Origin of the sequence: Corallococcus sp. CA047B, assembly GCF_003612065.1 — a bacterium.
GTDB classification, from domain to species: Bacteria; Myxococcota; Myxococcia; order Myxococcales; family Myxococcaceae; genus Corallococcus; species Corallococcus praedator.
This window is the reverse complement of the sequence record NZ_RAWD01000019.1, coordinates 19410-36363: the sequence shown is the minus strand read 5'-3', so window position 1 is coordinate 36363 and position 16954 is coordinate 19410. Positions and strand designations below refer to the sequence as shown.

The 16954-nt window shown below is 69.6% G+C and carries 13 protein-coding genes and 1 other RNA gene; 7 read left to right on the top strand and 7 right to left on the bottom strand.

From position 1 onward, the window contains the following. Positions 1 to 5: 5 nt before the first annotated feature. From D7X74_RS43610 to D7X74_RS05555, 3 genes are all read right to left on the bottom strand, one after another. Positions 6 to 182 carry a hypothetical protein gene (locus D7X74_RS43610; protein ID WP_199741771.1) on the bottom strand — a complete coding sequence of 59 codons (177 nt, stop codon included), beginning with the start codon at positions 180 to 182 and terminating at the stop codon, positions 6 to 8. A gap of 107 nt (positions 183 to 289) precedes the next feature. Then, positions 290 to 1282, bottom strand: a complete 993-nt coding sequence (locus D7X74_RS05560) for a serine/threonine-protein kinase (RefSeq protein WP_120531864.1) — start codon at positions 1280 to 1282, stop codon at positions 290 to 292. Then, positions 1279 to 2265, bottom strand: a complete 987-nt coding sequence (locus tag D7X74_RS05555; RefSeq protein WP_147446481.1) for a hypothetical protein — start codon at positions 2263 to 2265, stop codon at positions 1279 to 1281. Before D7X74_RS05555 ends, D7X74_RS05560 begins: the two co-directional genes overlap by 4 nt. 159 nt (positions 2266 to 2424) lie before the next feature. On the opposite strand from D7X74_RS05555, the gene ssrS reads away from it, so the two are divergent. The 3 genes from ssrS to tyrS all read left to right on the top strand — a co-directional run bounded on the left by ssrS (position 2425) and on the right by tyrS (position 4617). Further along, positions 2425 to 2615: non-coding RNA, 6S RNA (gene ssrS, locus D7X74_RS05550), on the top strand. A gap of 20 nt (positions 2616 to 2635) precedes the next feature. Continuing rightward, entirely contained in the window at positions 2636 to 3268 is a 633-nt protein-coding gene (locus tag D7X74_RS05545; RefSeq protein ID WP_120531862.1) for a 5-formyltetrahydrofolate cyclo-ligase, read from the top strand. 86 nt (positions 3269 to 3354) lie between these two features. Continuing rightward, positions 3355 to 4617, top strand: a complete 1263-nt coding sequence (gene tyrS, locus D7X74_RS05540) for a tyrosine--tRNA ligase (RefSeq protein WP_120531861.1) — start codon at positions 3355 to 3357, stop codon at positions 4615 to 4617. Positions 4618 to 4667: 50 nt separating this feature from the next. Here tyrS and D7X74_RS05535 read toward each other — a convergent pair whose 3' ends face one another. Continuing rightward, on the bottom strand, positions 4668 to 5492 hold the full coding sequence (locus D7X74_RS05535) for an SDR family oxidoreductase (RefSeq protein ID WP_120531860.1): 825 nt from the start codon (positions 5490 to 5492) through the stop codon (positions 4668 to 4670). 86 nt (positions 5493 to 5578) lie between these two features. Between D7X74_RS05535 and D7X74_RS05530 the strand changes: the two genes are divergently transcribed. Continuing rightward, entirely contained in the window at positions 5579 to 6739 is a 1161-nt protein-coding gene (locus D7X74_RS05530; protein ID WP_120531859.1) for an EndoU domain-containing protein, read from the top strand. Between the two features lie 48 nt (positions 6740 to 6787). Here D7X74_RS05530 and D7X74_RS05525 read toward each other — a convergent pair whose 3' ends face one another. Then, a complete protein-coding gene (locus tag D7X74_RS05525; RefSeq protein ID WP_120531858.1) occupies positions 6788 to 12829 on the bottom strand; it encodes an alpha-2-macroglobulin in 6042 nt (2013 codons plus the stop codon). A 49-nt stretch (positions 12830 to 12878) separates the two neighbouring features. After that, the gene (locus D7X74_RS05520; RefSeq protein ID WP_120531857.1) at positions 12879 to 13532 is read right to left on the bottom strand and encodes an RlmE family RNA methyltransferase; all 654 of its coding nucleotides are present in this window, start codon (positions 13530 to 13532) and stop codon (positions 12879 to 12881) included. 80 nt (positions 13533 to 13612) lie between these two features. Here D7X74_RS05520 and D7X74_RS05515 point away from each other — a divergent pair, with 80 nt between their 5' ends. Both D7X74_RS05515 and D7X74_RS05510 read left to right on the top strand, forming a co-directional pair. Further along, complete coding sequence (locus D7X74_RS05515) at positions 13613 to 14020, top strand: hypothetical protein (protein WP_120531856.1); 408 nt, start codon at positions 13613 to 13615, stop codon at positions 14018 to 14020. Positions 14021 to 14085: 65 nt separating this feature from the next. After that, positions 14086 to 14373, top strand: a complete 288-nt coding sequence (locus D7X74_RS05510; protein WP_120531879.1) for a hypothetical protein — start codon at positions 14086 to 14088, stop codon at positions 14371 to 14373. A gap of 3 nt (positions 14374 to 14376) precedes the next feature. Here the strand turns inward: D7X74_RS05510 and D7X74_RS05505 are convergent, their stop codons facing one another. Continuing rightward, positions 14377 to 15516 carry an acyl-CoA dehydrogenase family protein gene (locus D7X74_RS05505; RefSeq protein ID WP_120531855.1) on the bottom strand — a complete coding sequence of 380 codons (1140 nt, stop codon included), beginning with the start codon at positions 15514 to 15516 and terminating at the stop codon, positions 14377 to 14379. Positions 15517 to 15850: 334 nt separating this feature from the next. Between D7X74_RS05505 and D7X74_RS05500 the strand changes: the two genes are divergently transcribed. After that, on the top strand, positions 15851 to 16951 hold the full coding sequence (locus D7X74_RS05500) for an efflux RND transporter periplasmic adaptor subunit (RefSeq protein ID WP_120531854.1): 1101 nt from the start codon (positions 15851 to 15853) through the stop codon (positions 16949 to 16951). Positions 16952 to 16954: the final 3 nt, after the last annotated feature.

Here is a 16954-nt window from a genome sequence, read left to right as displayed (position 1 = left end):
CGGGGTCACCACTTCTGGTCGGGCAGACTCTTCTCGCGCACGTCCGGGTCAGGCTGGCCGTAGCCGGGCATGCCGTCCTCCTTGGCCTCGTCGCGCTTGGGCGGCAGACGCTCGTCCTCGCGCCGCGTCTCGCGGGCCGGCTTGTCCTGTTCGGGCTGCTGCTGCTTTCGCTCGGTCGCCATGCATGTCCTCCCAGAGGTCCGGTGGGAGGAAAGGTCATCATCCGGTGCGAAGGTCGCAGCGACCCTTCCCGTCCGGGGACCCGCGCGACAGGGACCTGCCCGCCCGGCTACTCGGCGTTTTCGCCGGAGCGCCCGAGCGCGGAGTCGGGAATCGTCGGCACCTGGTCGGTGGTGCCGAACAGGCCGCGCACCACCGCCGCGATGGCCAGGGGCGTGCCCACGCGCTCGTCGTAATGCGGCGACAGGGCGAGCGCGTACTCCTCCGCGGACGGGAAGCGGTCCTCGGGGTTCTCCGCGAAGGCGCGCGCCAGCACCGCGTCCAGCGCCTTGGGGACATCCGGCCGCACCACGCTCAGCGGCTTGTAGTCGCGCGACAGGATGCCCGCGAACACTTCCTCGGGCGAGGCGCCGTTGAAGGGACGCCCCAGCGTGAGCAGTTCGTAGAGCACGACGCTCGCGGCCCACAGGTCCGCCTCCGGCGTCACCGCGCCCTGCAGTGACTCCGGGGACAGGTAGTACGGCTTGCCCAGCACTTCACCGCCCTGGAGCTTGCCGTCCACCAGCACGCGGGACACGCCGAAGTCGCCCAGCTTGATCTCCCCCACCCGCGAGATGAACAGGTTGGACGGGGACACATCGCAGTGGACGATGCCCAGCGGCTCGCCCTCGGGCCCGGTGGCGGTGTGCGCGTACGCGAGCGCCTCCAGCAGCACCTTGGCCAGGTACACCGCGAAGTCGATGGGCAGCGGAATCCCCCGCGCTTTGCACCGACGCAGGATGTGGCCCAGGTCGCGCCCGTCCACCAGCTCCATCACCAGGAAGGAGATGTCCTCCAGCATGCCCGCGTCCAACACCTTCACGATGTTGGGATGGTCCAGCTGGCGCGACAGGTGCGCCTCGCGCGCGAACAGGTCCAGCGACGCGGGGTCGCGGGTGAGCGCGGGCAACAGCCGCTTGAGCGCCACCGTCCACCCCTCATGGGGCCCGGAGCGCACGCGCGCGCGGTACACCTGGGCCATGCCGCCCTTGCCCAGCAACGACAGGATTTCGTAGTTGCCGAAGACCTTGATGGGCTTCGGGACGGGGGTCGGCACGGTCACGGGCTGACGCTTCCGGCTCCTTGCGAGTCCCGACCCTGGGCCCGCTTGCGACCGCGGGCCTGCTTCACCAGCGCGTCGAAATTCGGGCCTTCGTTCGACAGCCGCAGCAGCTCCCGGTCCACCAGCGCGTTGCCTTCCGGCGCCGACCAACCCTCGACCACCACCGCCCGGCGCAGCGCTTCCTGGGCCACCTTCGACTCCTGGGTCGCCCGCTTCACGCAGGCCATCCAGAACCAGGCCTCCGCCCGGGCCTGCTGGTTGCCCACGCCCCGCGCCTGCTCCAGGAACTTGAGGGCCTCCGGCTTCTGGTCGCGAAGGAAGTGGGCCACGGCCATGCCGGTGAGCGCGGTGGCGTTGTTCTTCTCCTGGGCCAGCACCAGTTGGAACTGCTGCGACGCCGTGAGCGGATTCATCGCCGCCAGGGCCTGCTGTCCCTGCCGCAGGGCGGCCGGCACGTCCACTGCCTCCAGCCGGCGCTGCGCCGCCACCTGCGCGGCCGAACCCGACGGTGAGGCGGGCGTCGGTGTCTGGACCTGACGCTCGGGGGCCGGGGCCGCCGCGGGCTGCGCGGAGGCGCCCTGCTCCAGGGCCCGCAGCACCAGCATCCCGTTCTTGAGGAGGTCCGACTCGCAGCCTCCCTCCATCTTCACCAGCCCGCCCAGCGCCCGCTCCTCGAAGTTGTAGAAGAGCATGACCGCATAGGTGGCGGACTCGCTGCAGGCGTCGCCCTTCTGACAGAGCGTCACGTCACCAATGAAGACGTTGCCCAGGAAGGAGCCGTTCAGGACCTGCTGGGCGACCGGGCGCTGACAGGGTCCGCCGGCCGGTGCCGTCCCCACCAGCTGGTCCCCGCTCGTGCGCAACTCCACGGGTCCGAAGGCATCTCCCTGGTAGGAGCCATTGACGGCCGGGCCCGCCCACGCGAATCCGGAGGCGAGGCAGACAACCGCCGCGAGAGCCAATGTTGTGGTCGGGGGCGACATGTCAGGGGCCCGGACATCATAGAAGTCCACGGGGTCGGTTGTAAACGCGCGAGGACGGCTTGACCGCACGCTCCTCCATCCTTATCATTTTCCCAAGAACGCCCTGGGATTTCCCAGTAATTCTGAGGACTTGTAGCGAGATTTGCGTTAGTAAAGGTCTGTTCCCTGCGGGGTTCGTGATGCCCAGCAGAAATTCGAACCGATACGTCCATTCCGGGGTCCGTTTCGGTCGCCATGTGCAAGCCCTCCCCTTCACGGGGATGAGGGAAGCCTGCGGTGACATGATTTCGGTCCCCACCTGACTTACGAGGGTTCAATGGACGCTGGACACACGGCTCGGCGGGGGACTCTTTCTTGGGGAGCGGCGGCGGTGAGCGAGACTGCGGTGGATACGGCGGCGGGGGCGGCGGAGAAGAAGGTATCGCTTCGTGAGGAACTGACGGCGCGCCGAAAGGCGATGACCAACGACCTCATCGATGAGCGAGGCCTGAAGGTTCAGTCTCGATTCCTGGCTTCACCCTACTATCAGAAGGCACGAACAGTGGCGCTCTACGCCCCCATCCGGGGCGAGGTGCCCACCCGGGACATCCTCATCGCGGCCCTGCAGGACGAGAAGATCGTCTGCTATCCGCTGTCCCACGTGCACGGGCGCATCCTGGCCTTCCGGGCCATCAAGTCGGAGAGCGAATTGGAGCCGGGACGCCTGGGCGTCCGGGAGCCCACCAACGCCTCTGAACTGATCGCGGTGGACCAGATCGATCTGTTCGTGGTGCCAGGCCTGGGCTTCAGCCCGGACGGCAAGCGGCTGGGACGCGGGGGCGGCTACTACGACGCGACCCTCAAGGCGGCCAGTCCCCGCAGCCGGCGGGTGGGCCTGGCCTTCAGCGACCAGATCGTCCAGGCGCTGCCCACCAACCAGGACGACGTGGACATGGACCAGGTCGTCACGGAGAGCCAGACCCTGCGCGGCCTGAGCCGCGACTGGGACTTCCTGGACACCTGAGGCAGCCAGCCAGACGGACATGACCGGGCGGGGCGGACGCGAAGTCCCGCCCTGCCTGGAGCCTTTCGGGTAGTGTCCGCGGCGCCATGAACCCGGACGCACTGCGCAAGGCGACACCCGAAGAGCAGTACGAAGAAGTCACTCGCGGCACCGTGGATTTGCAGGTGCCGGAGGACCTCAAGAAGAAGCTCCAGCGCTCGTACGACAAGGGCAAGCCGCTCGTCATCAAGGCGGGCTTCGACCCCAGTCGTCCCGACCTGCACCTGGGCCACTCGCTCCTGTTGACGCGCATGCGGCGCTTCCAGGAGTTCGGGCACACGGTGGTCTTCCTCATCGGTGACTTCACCGCCCTCATCGGCGACCCCACCGGGAAGAACACGACGCGCCCGGCCCTCACCCGCGACGAGGTGAAGTCCAACTCGGAGACCTACAAGCAGCAGGTCTTCAAGGTGTTGGATCCCGACAAGACGGTGGTGAAGTTCAACTCGGAGTGGCTCGACGCGCTGGGCACCGAGGGGATGATCCGCCTGGCCTCGCGCTACTCCGTGCAACGCATGCTGGAGCGCGACGACTTCAAGACGCGCTACCGGGAGAACCGCTCCATCTCGCTGCACGAGTTCCTCTACCCGCTGCTGCAGGGCCATGACTCCGTGGCGCTGAAGGCGGACGTGGAGCTGGGCGCGACGGATCAGCTCTTCAACCTGGGCGTGGGCCGTCAGCTCATGAAGGACGAGGGCCTGGAGCCGCAGGTCATCATGACGGGCCCCATCCTGGAGGGCCTGGACGCGAAGCTCGTCGACGGCGTCATCACCGGCGACAAGATGTCCAAGAGCCTGGACAACTACGTGGGCATCGACGAGTCGGCGGACAACATCTTCGGCAAGTTGATGAGCATCACCGACGACCTGATGTGGCGGTACTACAAGCTGCTGTCGTCGGTGCCGCTCAAGAAGGTCCTGGAGATGGAGGAGCAGACGAAGTCCGGCGCCCTCCACCCGAAGGCCGCCAAGGTCGCGTTCGCGCAGGAGATCGCCGCGCGCTTCCAGGGCCAGGAGGCCGGGCGCAAGGCGGCCGAGGACTTCGAGAAGCGCTTCGCCAAGAAGGAACTGTCCACGGAGGAACTGCCGCTCGTGGAGGTGTCGCTCGCGGGCGCGGAGAAGCTGCCGGTGACGAAGCTGCTGCCGGAGACGAAGCTCGTCGCCTCCGCCACCGAAGCGCGCAAGCTGATGGCCCAGGGCGGCGTCCGGGTGAACGGTGAGAAGGTCACCGACCCCAAGGCGGAGCTCGGGGCCGGCGAGTACACCGTGCAGGTGGGCAAGCTGAAGGTGGCGCGGGTGAAGCTGTCCTGAGCCGCGAAGCCTCCGCCCCGGGGCTCATGAAGCCCCGGGACGTGACGGCCTCAGGGGGCGGGAGGCTCCTTCGGGAGCCCGCCCTCGTAGAGCGCGGCGGCCCGCTGGGCCATGAAACCGTGGGGCAGCAGCTTCATCGTCATGGCGAGGAAGCGGTTGAGGACCCCGGGCACGGCCAGCTCGCGACGGTGCACCATCGAGTCCACGGCGATGCGCGCGCAGGCCTCCGCGGACATGATGCCCAGGTCGCCCGCCTTGAACTTCCGGTCCAGGCCCGACAGCGACAGCATCTCCGTGGCGATGCCACCCGGCGCGAAGACGGTGATGGACACGCCTGACTTGCGCAGCTCCTGGGCCATCCCCCGCCCGAAGCTGATGACGAACGCCTTCGTCGCCGCGTAGGTCGTCTGGTACGGCAGCGGCGCGAAGCCCGCCGTGCTGGCGACGAGCATCAGAGACCCCTGCCCTCCCCGCTTTACGAAGTCCGCCGCGAAGAGCTGGGACATCCGCACCACGCTGGTGACGTTGGTGGCGAGCATCGTGTCGAAGGACTCGGGCGGCTGCTCCAGCACGTGGCCGAAGAAGGTGACGCCCGCGTTGAGGATGACGCCGTCCACGGCGCGCCCCTCCACGGCGGCGGCATGCACGCGCACGGCCTCACCGGGCTTCGTGAGGTCCGCGGTGAGGGGCAGCACCTGCACGCCGTGCGCGCCCTCCAGCTCCGCCTTGAGCGCGAGGAGCCGATCCTCGCGGCGCGCGACGGCGATGATGTGGGCGCCGTGCTCCTTCGCGAGCAGACGGGCCATCTCCAGCCCCAGGCCGGACGACGCACCGGTAATGAGCACCCACCGGCCTCGGAAATTCATCGGTTTCATATCGGGGGTCCTTATTCTCCGACGGGGCGGCGGGCGCAACCGGGGAACAGCGGGCCCGGGGCGCTCCTGTTAGAGTCCCGCGCACCATGCGCCTTTCCGGGTCGCTCGCCTGCTTCTTCCTGGCCCTCTCCGTGGCTCCCGCCGTCTGGGCCGGGGGCGGAGTCTTCGTCTCCGACGAACGCGTGGACGCCGTGGAGCAACCGGAGTCCTCCAAGGTCGTCTTCGCCGTGGAACCGGGCGTGACGTATCCGCTCGTGAAGAAGGGAGGCCCCGCCCGGGCGTGGTGCAAGCTCCAGGGCCCCAGGGCCGAGGGCTGGGTGCTCTGCGATGGAACGCCCACGGAGGCCGTGCAGAAGGCTCCCGACATGGACGCCCTCGTGAGGGCGGACCACGCGAACACGCGGCAGCAGTTGGCGGCCCGGGGCGGTGGCACATCGCTGTCCGATGGAGTGGGCGCGGGCGCGGGCAGCCCCACGCTTGACGAAACAGGAAGCGTCACCGTCCAGGCCCCCGCGAGCCGCGCGGCCCCTCCGGCCTCCGCGAAGGGCGAGGCACCGGCGTGCGAGACCACCTGTGAGAACGCGCCCCTCTTCGCCAAGGCCCCCGCCCTGTCCGCGTTGGATCGCGAGGTGCTGGACCTGTGCCCGGCGCGTCCCGATGCGAGCGTGAGCGCGGGGGATGTGCAGCGCTTCTTCGCGAAGCACTACGACGACGCCCGCGTGCAGCGGGCGCTCTCCGCGGCGGGCCGTCCGGGGACGGGCTCCCGGCAGGCGAACCTCGAATGGCTCACGAGCCTGTGGGTGAGCACCGGCCCGCGCAATGCGTTCACCCACGTCTTCTGCGGCGATGACTGGCAGCGCGGGCCCATTGGCGGGCTCCACTTCCTGCCGCGCTACGCGCAGCTCGAGGCGGAGGGGAAGATTTGCTACCAGGGCCCCGGCAAGGGTGAGGAAGCCCTGCGCGGCGAGCAGTACCTGATCCGTTTCCGGGGCAACGCGCCCTGGTCCTGCGGGGTGAAGCGGCTCGGGGGCTTCTCCACGACGCAGGACGCGGTCTCCATCGCCACCATCGGGACGCGCGCCTTTGCCCGGTGCTGTGCCCGGGATGGGGCCAAGAAGGAGGGCGGCGTGTACTCGGCGCCGGACATCGGGGGCGGCAACTGGCGCATCTGGTGCGGCACGCGCAACGGCACGTACGGCATCGCCACGCTGCACCCGACGGACGACGCCGCCACCTGCGCGGAGTAGCCGGGCCGACGCCCCGAAGGAGCGCCGGCCCCCTGCCCCGCCCACGGACTATGGGGCCTTGCCCACGGTGAGCACCGCGCCCGTGGAGTACGCGGTGAACTCCGGCGCGTACATGGACTGCACCGTCGCCGGCCCCACGCGGAAGGTGCCCGCGAGGTTGGCGCGCAGCCGGTACTTGAACGTGTACTCGCCCACCGGCAGCGCTTCGAAGAAGAAGTTCGTCCCCGAGTCGCGCACCTCTTCGTACCAGACGATGCCCAGGTCCCACTTGTGGCGGGAGACGGCGTTCTCCGGCTCCAGGCCCGCGGCGCGCGGATCCCTCAGGTGCACGTACTCCGCCGCGTGCTTCGTGCGCAGCGACAGTTGCACCTCCACTTCGTCACCGGGCTGGAGCTTCGCGCCCTCGGCCAGCGGACGCAGCAGCGTCTGGTTGCCTTCGCGCACCCGCACGAAGTAGCGGCGCGACACGTGGAAGAAGTCCCCGCGCTCCTCCTTCGGCAACTCCTCCGTGGAGAAGTGCCACGTCGCGGAGGCGAAGGCGAAGCCCGGCGTCGTCTTCTCCACCACCGTGGTCGCCGTGGAGGGCTTCACCTCCGGCCCGGTGAGCACCACCTGGTTCTTCTTCCCCGTGTACACCTCCGGCGAGAAGACCATGGGCACGACCTTCGGCCCCACCGTCACCTTCAGCTCCTCGCGGATGCCCAGCGCCCCTTCCGCCTCCAGGTAGTTCACCAGCGCGTAGAGCGCCTCCGCCGTGGCGCGCGTGGACTTCCAGTGGCCCAGCTTCTTGTCCAGGAGCAGCCACTGCACCAGGCCCTCGCGCCGCGGGTCCTTGGGGCGCAATTCCGAAAGCGTGCGCAGCGCGAACGCCTGCGTCTCCGTGGTGTCGTTGTACCAGAGCCAGCTGCGGTCCTCGGGCGCCCAGTACGTCCCCAGCTCCTCCGTCGTCTTCGCGGAGTCCATCACGCTGTCCCAGACCTTCAGCGCGTCCTGCGTCCGCTTGGAGCGGTGCAGCGTGAGCGCCAGGTAGCCCTTGAGGAACGGCGCGTGCTTCTTCCAGTGCTTGAAGGAGAAGTCGAGCATGCGCTGCCGCTCGGCCGGAGTGAGCGCCTCGCCCGTGTAGCGCGCGTCCGGGTACGAGGACGCCACGAAGTTGAGGAACGTGAGGAACTCCCAGCCCTCGTCCTTCTTCATCAGCGTGTTGGCGTAGTCCGCCCGGAACTGCGTGGCCAGGTACGCCCAGGCCCGCGCGGTCATCTGCGGAGGCACCTCCACCCCGTGCTCCATCGCGCGCGACAGGCCGTGGAGGATGTAGACCGTCATGTACGGCGAGGGCGGGCCGCCCGGCCACCAGGGGAAGCCGCCAGAGGCCGTCTGCGCCTTCCTCAGCTTCTCCATCGACGCCTGGCGCTCCGCCTGCGCCACCTTGGGGTCCAACACCCGCAGCAGCTTGTCCTCGGACTCGCCTCCACCCCGCGCCTCGGTGAGCCAGGGCGACTCCTCCAGCGTCATCTTCCGGTTCGGATCCACCGAGTCCCAGGTCTCGAAGCGCGTGGGCCGCTGGCTCATCTGCTTCGCCATCTTCGCCACCGCCGGGTGCTTCTCGTAGAGGCTGGAGACGATGCCGGAGGACACGAAGCGGTTGAGCGTCTGCTCCGTGCACTCGTAGGGATAGTCCACCAGGTACGGCAGCGCCTGGAGCACCGAATAGAAGAGCTGCGCGTCCACCGTGACGACCAGCTGCTCGTTCACCCGCGTGGGGTCATCCGAGCGCTTCAGGTCCTCGAACGTCAGCGTCTTGCGGTCGTTGTTGCGCAACGTCACGAAGCGCGACTGGGCCAGGTGCATGCGCCCCGGCAACACCGGCAGCGGACGCAGCTCGCCGTCGCTGAAGGCGCCCGACTTCGCGACGACGCGGAAGGCCACCGGGCCCACGCGCGCGGGCGTGGTGATGGGGAACCTCAGGTGCGTCCCCTTCCCCGCCGCCACCGTGAAGGACTGGGCGGCCACCTTCACGCCGAAGTCCGCGAGCAGGCTCTTCTGCGTGTCCGGATCCACGATGTCGAACGTGAGCTGGCCCTGCTGGGGACCCGCCCCCGCGTTGTTCACCACGACCTCCAGCTCCGCGCGGTCCCCCTCGCGCAGGAAGCGCGGCAGGTAGGGGCGCACCATCAGCTCCTTCACGCTGCGGGTCGTGCGCTGCAGCGAGCCGCCCTTCAGGTCGCGGGTGAGCGCGTGCACCCAGACGCTCCACGCCGTCACCGAGTCCGGCACGGAGAACTCCAGCACCGCCGCGCCGTCCGGCCCGGTGAGGAGCTGCGGAATCCAGAACGCCGTCTCCGCGAAGTTCGAGCGCAGCGGCGGCGGCGGCGCTTCCGGCGCGTTGTTGATCTCGATGACGGAGTACCGCTTCGCCTGGAGCTTCGCCTCCGGCTTCGGCGCCGAGGAAGGGGCCGGAGGGGGCGGCGGAGGCGGAGGCGCCCCAGGAGACCGCTCCTCCTCGGACATGTCCGCCTCCCGCGAGCGTGCCACCGACATGGGCAGGGAGGACCGGACGCGCCGCCCGTAGCCGGGGCCGCCCAGCCCGTAGCCACTGCCGAACTTCAACTGGTCCTGCTCCGGATCCGCCAGGGACCGGGTCCGGTCCAGGTCGTCGAAGAGCCAGTCCGCCCCATTGCTGTTCACGGACGACCGGGTGTCGACCGACATCGACGTCTGGGGATACAGCTGCGCCACCTGGGGCGGCGTGTGCGGCCCGAAGAGCTCCAACGACTGATCGTACATGTACGCGAGCACCTCCGCCGCCCCCGCCTCCAGCTTCGCGCCCTTCGGCCCCTTCACCGTCACGCGGAAGGTCTCCTTCGCGCCGGGCCGCAGCGTGTCGCGGAAGGTGGCGAACTCCACGCTCAGCTCCTTGTCGTCGAAGGGGACGGTCACCGTCTGCTGGAAGCCCAGGTGCTGCCAGTCGCGCACCATCGACAGCGTCACCGTGAAGCCCCCGCGCAGCGACTCCGTCACCGGAATCTCCACCACGGCCCGGCCCTGCCCCGCGGTCAGCACGCGGTGCTCGATGCGCCGGGAGCCCTGGTACACGTCCATCGCCAGCGGCTGGCCCTCGAACCCGGAGGCCACCACCAGCCGCGCCACGTCACCCACCCGCACAGACGACTGCTCCGCCATCAGCAGGGCCGGCAACCCCGTGGGGGCCCGTGCGCCCGCGACCACGAAGTCGTGCTGCGCGAGGGCCTTCTGGCCGAAGGCATCCGTCGTCTCGTAGCGCAGGCGGTACACCCCCGCGCGCAGCGCCGGCAGCTTCACGGCCGCCACGCCATCCGCGCCGTGCGTCACCGCCGCCTGGGCCACCTCCGCGCCGTCCTCCCAGCTCCGCACCGTCGACGCCACGTCGAAGCCCTGCTCCCAGCGCGGCTTGAGCGCATCCCCCGGCGTGGGCGAGGACTCGCGGCGCTCCTGCACCGAGGCCTCCAGCGGACGCGGCGTCACGACCGGCGCTTCCGAAGGCATCAGCGGACGGGAGGGCTGCTTCAGGGCCAAAAGCCGCCAGCGTCCCGCGCCGGCCTGCGGAGCCCCATCCAGGTTCGAGCGCACCAGGCGCACGGCCGACGGCAGGTCCTCGCGGACGAAGCCCTGGTCCGCCTCCACGCGGCCCTCCACCGACACGAAGCCCAGCCGGAAGGCCCGGCTCGCGGAGCGCGTCTCACCGCCCTCGTCCGTCAGATCCGCCTCCACGCGGTAGCGCCACGACACGCCCGGCGTCTTCGCCAGCCGCTCGTCCGCCTCCGGGGTGAAGGCCACGGAGAAGCCGCCGTCCTCCCCCACCGACGCGGACCCGGACGCGACCAGTTGCGACGACGTGGGGATGCGCTCCCAGAACCACCAGGGCGGCAGCACCGGCTCCCGCGACACGCGCCACTTCACCGCGCCGCTCGTCACCGGCAGACCGAAGAAGTAGCGCGCCTCGCCCTTGAACGTCGCGGGGCGGTTGAGGCGGAGCGAATCGGGCGCGTCCTTCAGCGTCACCTCGAAGGTGGGCCGCTTGTACTCCTCCACGCGCACGGCGGCGTAGCCCGAGGGGCTCGTCCGCACGAGCCACCGGCCCAGCGGACGACCCGAGGGCACCGTGAACTCCCCCGCCACCGAACCGAACGCGTTGGTGCGCGCCTCGCGGGTCTCCACCACCTGCCCGTTGGGATCGCTGAGCGACACCGTCACCGGCGCGTCCGGCAGCACCTGATGGCGCTTCGTGCCCTCGTCCGCGCGATAGGCCACCACCTTCCACAACAGCTTCTGCTGCGGCCGGTACACGGCGCGGTCGGTGTAGATCAGCGTCTGCGTCAGCGTGTACGGGGGGCGCTCCGCGTACAGGTACACCGAGCCCGGGTACACCATCACGCCCTTGCCGCGCCCCAGCACCAGCATCCCGTTCGTGTTGTCCTCGCGGGCCTGCGCTTCGAGCGTGAGCTCCCCGCGCTCATCCGTACGGCGGTTGACGACGCTGAAGCGGCGCGTCTGGTAGTCCGACGTGACGAGCCGCGCCTCCACGTTCGGCGCGCCGGCCCCGGTCGCGCCGTCCACCACGCGCACCTCCACCCGCCCCGAACCGACCCGGCGGACCACCACGGCCCACGGCGACACGTTCATCGTCACCGAGACGAGCTTGTTGTCCTTCTCCCGGAAGTCCTCGCGCAGGGACATCACCAGCGCGTACACGCCGGGCTGGAGCGGCGGCGGCGTGACGAAGGTCTGGTGCGTCTGGAAATCGGTCGTCTTCGGCAGCGCCGTGCTCCAGACCGCCTCCGGCTTTCGCGTGCGGACCATCTTGCGCACTTCGTCGCCCGACGCGATGAGCGACAGGTCCTGCCCGGGCTTCGCGATCTTCGCCTCCACATCCAGCGCGAACGCCCGGAAGTGGACCGTCGGCACGTTGCGGTGGCGCAGTTCCAGGGAGCGCTTGCCCGCGCCGTCCACCTCCATCACCGTGGCGGACAGGTCCGGCGCCTCCAGGGCCTTCACCTTCGCGGCGCAGCGGAGGCCACCGAACGACTTCGGCCACGCCTCCGCCCCTGCCTTCGCCGCAGCGTGCGCGGACACCTTCCGTCCCGCCTCATCCTCCAGCTCCGCGAGCTGGAGCTGTCCCACCGACCACCACGGCACGTCCCGGAAGTCCTTCAGGTGCGCGGCCAGGTGCTCGCGCACGCGCAGTTGATCCGCGGCGTCGGTGAAGGACGTGGTCAGGACGTCGTAGCGCCGCAGCCGCGCCTCCAGCGCCGCCTCGCGCCGGCCCGCCGCCAGGTGCCACGCCTCCAGGTCCCCCAGCAGCGCCGCCACCTTCATCAGCGGATGCACGGCCGGATCCACCAAGTCTACCTTCGGCGTGCCCGAAAGGAGCGCGCCCAGCTCCAACCGGTACACCTGCTGCGCCTGCTCCGGCCGCCACAGGTCCGTGCGCTCCAGCAGCTCCACCCACAGGTACGTCACCGCGTCGCGCAGCGTGGAGCGGATGCCGGCCGGGTACGTGTTGGGCTGGATGTACTCCGCCAGCGCCTTCACCGGTTCGGTGCCCAGCTCCTGGCGCAGCGCCCAGACGGCGGCCTGCGCGCGCTGCGCCTCCGTCACCAACTGGTCCTTCGTCCACGCCTTCAGGTCCACCGGCCCCGAGGAGGCCACCTGTTCGCGCTGACCGATTTCGTAGCCGTACGCGTCCACGTAGTGCGTGAGCACCGCCGCGTAGAAGAGGTTCAGCGTGGCCCGCTGCCGCGCGTCGTCCGGCCAGGGCTGCTCGCGCAGGAAGCGCACCGCCGTCTCGTAGCCGTGCAGTTGCGTGCGAAGCTGCACGGTGCGCACCAGCGCGCGCGTCCACTCGTCCGCGTCCTTCTTCTGCTTCGCGGCGACGAGCCGGGCCTCCGCCCCCTGCGCGGCGGACTCCACCTTGTCGTCCGCGACGAGCGCGTCGATGGCCTTCCACGTCGGGGGCGGCTTCGCCTGGGCCCGCGCGGACACGGGGTGCAACAGCGCGAACGACAGCAGGCACAACAGGACGGCGAGCGCACGCGGGCGCGAAGGTTCAAACATGGGCGGCACTCTAGACGCCGCCCACCCCCTCGGGCGTTCCCTCTTCGCGTCAGGAAGCGACTGGAGCCGTGGGGGCCTCCGGGGCCCGGCGCCGCAGCCCCACCACGTAGACCTCCATGCTGGCGCCGCGCGTGGCCTCCGGCCGCACCACCTTCACCTCTTCGTACAGACGACGCACCTCGTCGCGGAAGGACTCGAAGTCGCCGCCCATGAAGACCTTGGCCACGAACGTGCCCCCGGCCCGGCCGCGCGCCGCCGCCACCTCCAGCGCCTTGCCGGCCAGCCGCAGGCTGCGCGCCTCGTCCGTGCCCTTGATGCCGGACGTCTTGGGGGCCATGTCGGAGATCACCGCGTCGTACGGCCCGTCGTACAGCGCGGCCAGCTTCGCGTCGAAGTCGTCCGCCAGCACGTCCAGCACCGCCGTCGTCACCTGCTTCTGCGAAAACGGCCGGATGGCGACGATGTCCACGCCGATGACGCGCCCGGAGACGCCCACCGCGTCCACGAGAATCTGGAGGAACCCGCCCGGCGCCGCCCCCAGGTCCAGCACCGCCGCGCCCTTCTTCACGGAGGTGGGGAAGCGCTTGAGGATTTCGTCGACCTTGAAGGCCGACCGCGCGCGCAGGCCCTCTTGCTTGGCTTTCTGGAAATAGTGGTCTTTAGGACGGTAGGACTTGCCCATGTCAGACCCCGTCCCTAGCATCCGCTACTGTCTTCGGAAAGCCGGAGCAGTCGCGGCCTGTTCAGCGTCCGCGCCAACGGATATTCCGGAGGGTTGAGGGCATGGGCACCCGGAGCGTGACAGCGGCCTTGACCATCTCCCTGCTCTTCGCGGGCGGAGCGGCGTTCTGCTACACGCGCGCCGAAACGCTCCAGGCGGAAGGGCGGTGGCTGATGGCCCGGAGCAACGCCCAGGCCTCCGACTTCGCCCAGAAGCTGGACGGGACGTCCGTGGACGCCCAGCTGAAGACCTTCAAGGAGCGCCGGGGCGTGATGGAGAAGGCCCACCGCTGGCAGCGGGGCATGCTGCTGGGCATCATGGCCTCCGTCCTGTCCGCCCTGTCCGCCTACGTCCTCTTCCTGCTCAAGCGGCTGGACGACCAGATGCTGGACGCCACCGGCGAGCTGCGCCGGCCCCAGGAAGCCTCGTCGCTGCCCGCCCCGGCGTTCACGCCCAGCGTCCAGCGCTGAAGGGCCCCAGGCCCCATCATTCTGGCAGGATGCCGCCCCGGCCCATTCACGGGGAGGACCTCGCCATGCCCGGTTGCGCGCACTGCGGACGCACGCTCGACATCATCGCCAACCAGGTGGGGCGCAACGACGCGTGCCCCGGCTGTGAGGAGGACCTGCGCTCGTGCCGCAACTGCCGGCACTTCGACCTGTCCGTGGCCAAGGCCTGCAAGGAGCCCTTCGCGGAGGTGCCCCGCGACAAGGACGGGGCCAACTTCTGCGAACTCTTCCAGTTGGGCGAAGGCGGCCTGCATCAGAAGGACTCGCGCGACGCGCTGCTCAGCGCCGCGGAGTCCCTCTTCCGCAAGAAGTAGCGACTAGAAGCCGTACAGCTTGGAGATGATCTCCTTCATCACTTCGGAGGTGCCACCGCCGATGGTGATGAGCCGCACGTCCCGCCACATCCGCGCGATGGGCGTCTCCTCGATGTAGCCCATGCCGCCGAAGAACTGCTGGCAGTCGTAGGCCACGCGCTGCGCGAGGTCGCCCGCGAACAGCTTCGCCATGGAGACCTCCTTCACCGGGTTCTCCCCCCGGTCGAACAGGTCCACCGCGTGGTAGGTGAGCCGCCGCGCCGCCTCCACCGCCGCCAGGTGCTCCACGAACTTGTGGCGCCACACCTGGAACTTGATGAGGGGCCGGCCGAACGCCTCGCGCTCGCCGCCGTACTGGATGGCGTCCTCCAGCATCCGGTCCATGCCGCCCACCGTGGTGATGGCCCCCACCAGGCGCTCGCCCTGGAAGTTCGTCATCACGTGGTAGAAGCCCTGGTTCTCCTCGCCCAGCACGTAGCGCGCCGGGATGCGGCAGTCCTCGAAGTAGAGGATGGCCGTGTCCGAGGACAGGTTGCCAATCTTGTCCAGCTTCTTGGAGACGCTGAACCCCTTCACGTCCGTGGGGAACGTCACCAGCGAGATGCCGCCGTAGCCCTGCTCACCGGTGCGCACCGCCAGCGTGATGAAGTCCGCGCGCGTGCCGTTGGTGATCCACATCTTGGAGCCGTTGATGACGTAGTCGTCGCCGTCCCGGCGCGCCGTCGTCTTGATGCTCGCCACGTCCGAGCCGCACCCCGGCTCGCTCACGCCCAGCGCCGCGATGCGCTCACCCTTGAGCGCGGGCTCCAGGAACTCGCGCTTCTGCTCGTCGGTTCCAATCTCGTTGATGATGGGCGTGGCCATCTGGCTCTGCACCAGCAGCGCCATGTTCACGCCCGCGTTGCGGCTGCGGCTCAGCTCCTCCGCGAACGCCGTCACGTACCAGTAGTCCAGGCCGCTGCCGCCGAACCTGGGGTCGTGGTTGATGCCCAGGAAGCCCAGGTCGCCGCACTTCTTGAAGAGCTCGCGGGGGAAGATGCCCGCGCGATCCCACTCCAGCCCGTACGGCGCCATCTCCTTCTCCACGAAGGCGCGCACCGTCTTGCGAAACGCCTCGTGATCCTCGGTGAACGGATTGAGCATCGCTGGTCCTCGGAAAGTGACTCGGGGGGTGTTTCCGGCGTGGATTGACTCGCGAATCAATAACAGGCGCTTCGTGTCAGCCACAAGCAACGCACGCCGTCCCCTCCCCCTTGCACCGCGTCAATTCATGCTGACGCGATGCGACGCCCTCGGAGCGCAAGCCTCCGGGCAGGCAGGCGGCCCCCGGGGTCCCCTTGAGGGTGGATAGTCCGCATTACGGAGTATCCTCTTGACAGATAATCGAGCATCGGTAATTTCTAGTCCCCAAAGAATATCAGCCGGAGCAGGTATCCGGGCGGGTGATCCGCCGGACAACCGGCAGGAGTTCGGACGCGTGAATCAGCGAATCTTGGCCGCCGTGGTGGCCGTTGCGGTGTCGACGGCGGGCTGCTCGAAGGCGGGGGCGGAGAAGGCGCAGCTTCCGACGCCGCAGGAGGGCGCGAACGCGCTGGGAGTGAAGGCGATTACTCCTGCCACGGAGCTGGCGCAGAACGTCACGCGCGTCACCGGGCAGGTGCGCTCCAAGCAGGAGGCGACGCTGGGTCCGTCCGCCACCGGCACGCTCGCGAAGGTGAACGTGCGGGTGGGCGACAAGGTGAAGAAGGGCGACGTGCTGGCGGTGCTGGACACGTCCAACGTGCGCATCGCGGTGGAGCAGACGCGCGCGGCCAAGGACATGGCGGACGCGGCGCTGCAGCTGGCCACCAGCACCCTGGAGCGCACGCGCAAGGTCGCCGAGTCCGGCGGCGTCGCGGCCAACGCGCTGGAGCAGGCGGAGATCGGCCAGAAGCAGGCGGCGGCCCAGGCGGCCCAGGCCGGCGCGGCGCTGCGGCTGGCGGAGGAGAACCTGCGCGACCACAACATCACCGCGCCGTTCGACGGCATCATCACCTCGCGCACGAAGAACGTGGGCGACTCCGTGGCGATGACGCCCTCCACCCCGGTGTTCTCCATCGTGGACGCCGACGGGCTGGAGATCCGGATGCTGGTGCCGGAGTCGGTCATCGACAACGTGGCGCCGGGCACCGTGACGCCGGGCATCGTGAACCCCAGCGGCATGCGCTTCGAGGCGAAGGTCGCCAACGTGGGCGCCGTCATCGACGCGCAGAGCCGCACCGTGGAGGTGCTGGCGGACGTGACGGGCAAGACGGAGCGCCCGCTGCGCCCGGGCGCGCTCGTGGAGATGGACTTCTCCAAGGCCGCGGGCGACTCCGGCAACGGCCTGTTCCTGCCCTCGCAGGCGGTCAGCGCCAAGGGCCAGGACGGCTTCGTGTGGGTGGTGCAGGACGGCACCGTGCGCAAGCGCGACGTGCGCGTGCAGCGCGTGCTGCCGGGCTACGTGAAGGTGTTGCAGGGCCTCACGGCGGAGGAGCGCGTGCTCGCCGACGCCTCGCTGGACGTCAAGGAGGGGACCGCGGTGCGCGTCGCGCAGTAGCGC

Bases quoted from the DNA above. Each gene is read 5' to 3' on its own strand.
- D7X74_RS43610 (WP_199741771.1), bottom strand. From the start codon at position 182: ATGGCGACCGAGCGAAAGCAGCAGCAGCCCGAACAGGACAAGCCGGCC.
- D7X74_RS05555 (WP_147446481.1), bottom strand. From the start codon at position 2,265: ATGTCGCCCCCGACCACAACATTGGCTCTCGCGGCGGTTGTCTGCCTC.
- tyrS (WP_120531861.1), top strand. From the start codon at position 3,355: ATGAACCCGGACGCACTGCGCAAGGCGACACCCGAAGAGCAGTACGAA.
- D7X74_RS05535 (WP_120531860.1), bottom strand. From the start codon at position 5,492: ATGAAACCGATGAATTTCCGAGGCCGGTGGGTGCTCATTACCGGTGCG.
- D7X74_RS05530 (WP_120531859.1), top strand. From the start codon at position 5,579: ATGCGCCTTTCCGGGTCGCTCGCCTGCTTCTTCCTGGCCCTCTCCGTG.
- D7X74_RS05525 (WP_120531858.1), bottom strand. From the start codon at position 12,829: ATGTTTGAACCTTCGCGCCCGCGTGCGCTCGCCGTCCTGTTGTGCCTG.
- D7X74_RS05520 (WP_120531857.1), bottom strand. From the start codon at position 13,532: ATGCTAGGGACGGGGTCTGACATGGGCAAGTCCTACCGTCCTAAAGAC.
- D7X74_RS05515 (WP_120531856.1), top strand. From the start codon at position 13,613: ATGGGCACCCGGAGCGTGACAGCGGCCTTGACCATCTCCCTGCTCTTC.
- D7X74_RS05510 (WP_120531879.1), top strand. From the start codon at position 14,086: ATGCCCGGTTGCGCGCACTGCGGACGCACGCTCGACATCATCGCCAAC.
- D7X74_RS05505 (WP_120531855.1), bottom strand. From the start codon at position 15,516: ATGCTCAATCCGTTCACCGAGGATCACGAGGCGTTTCGCAAGACGGTG.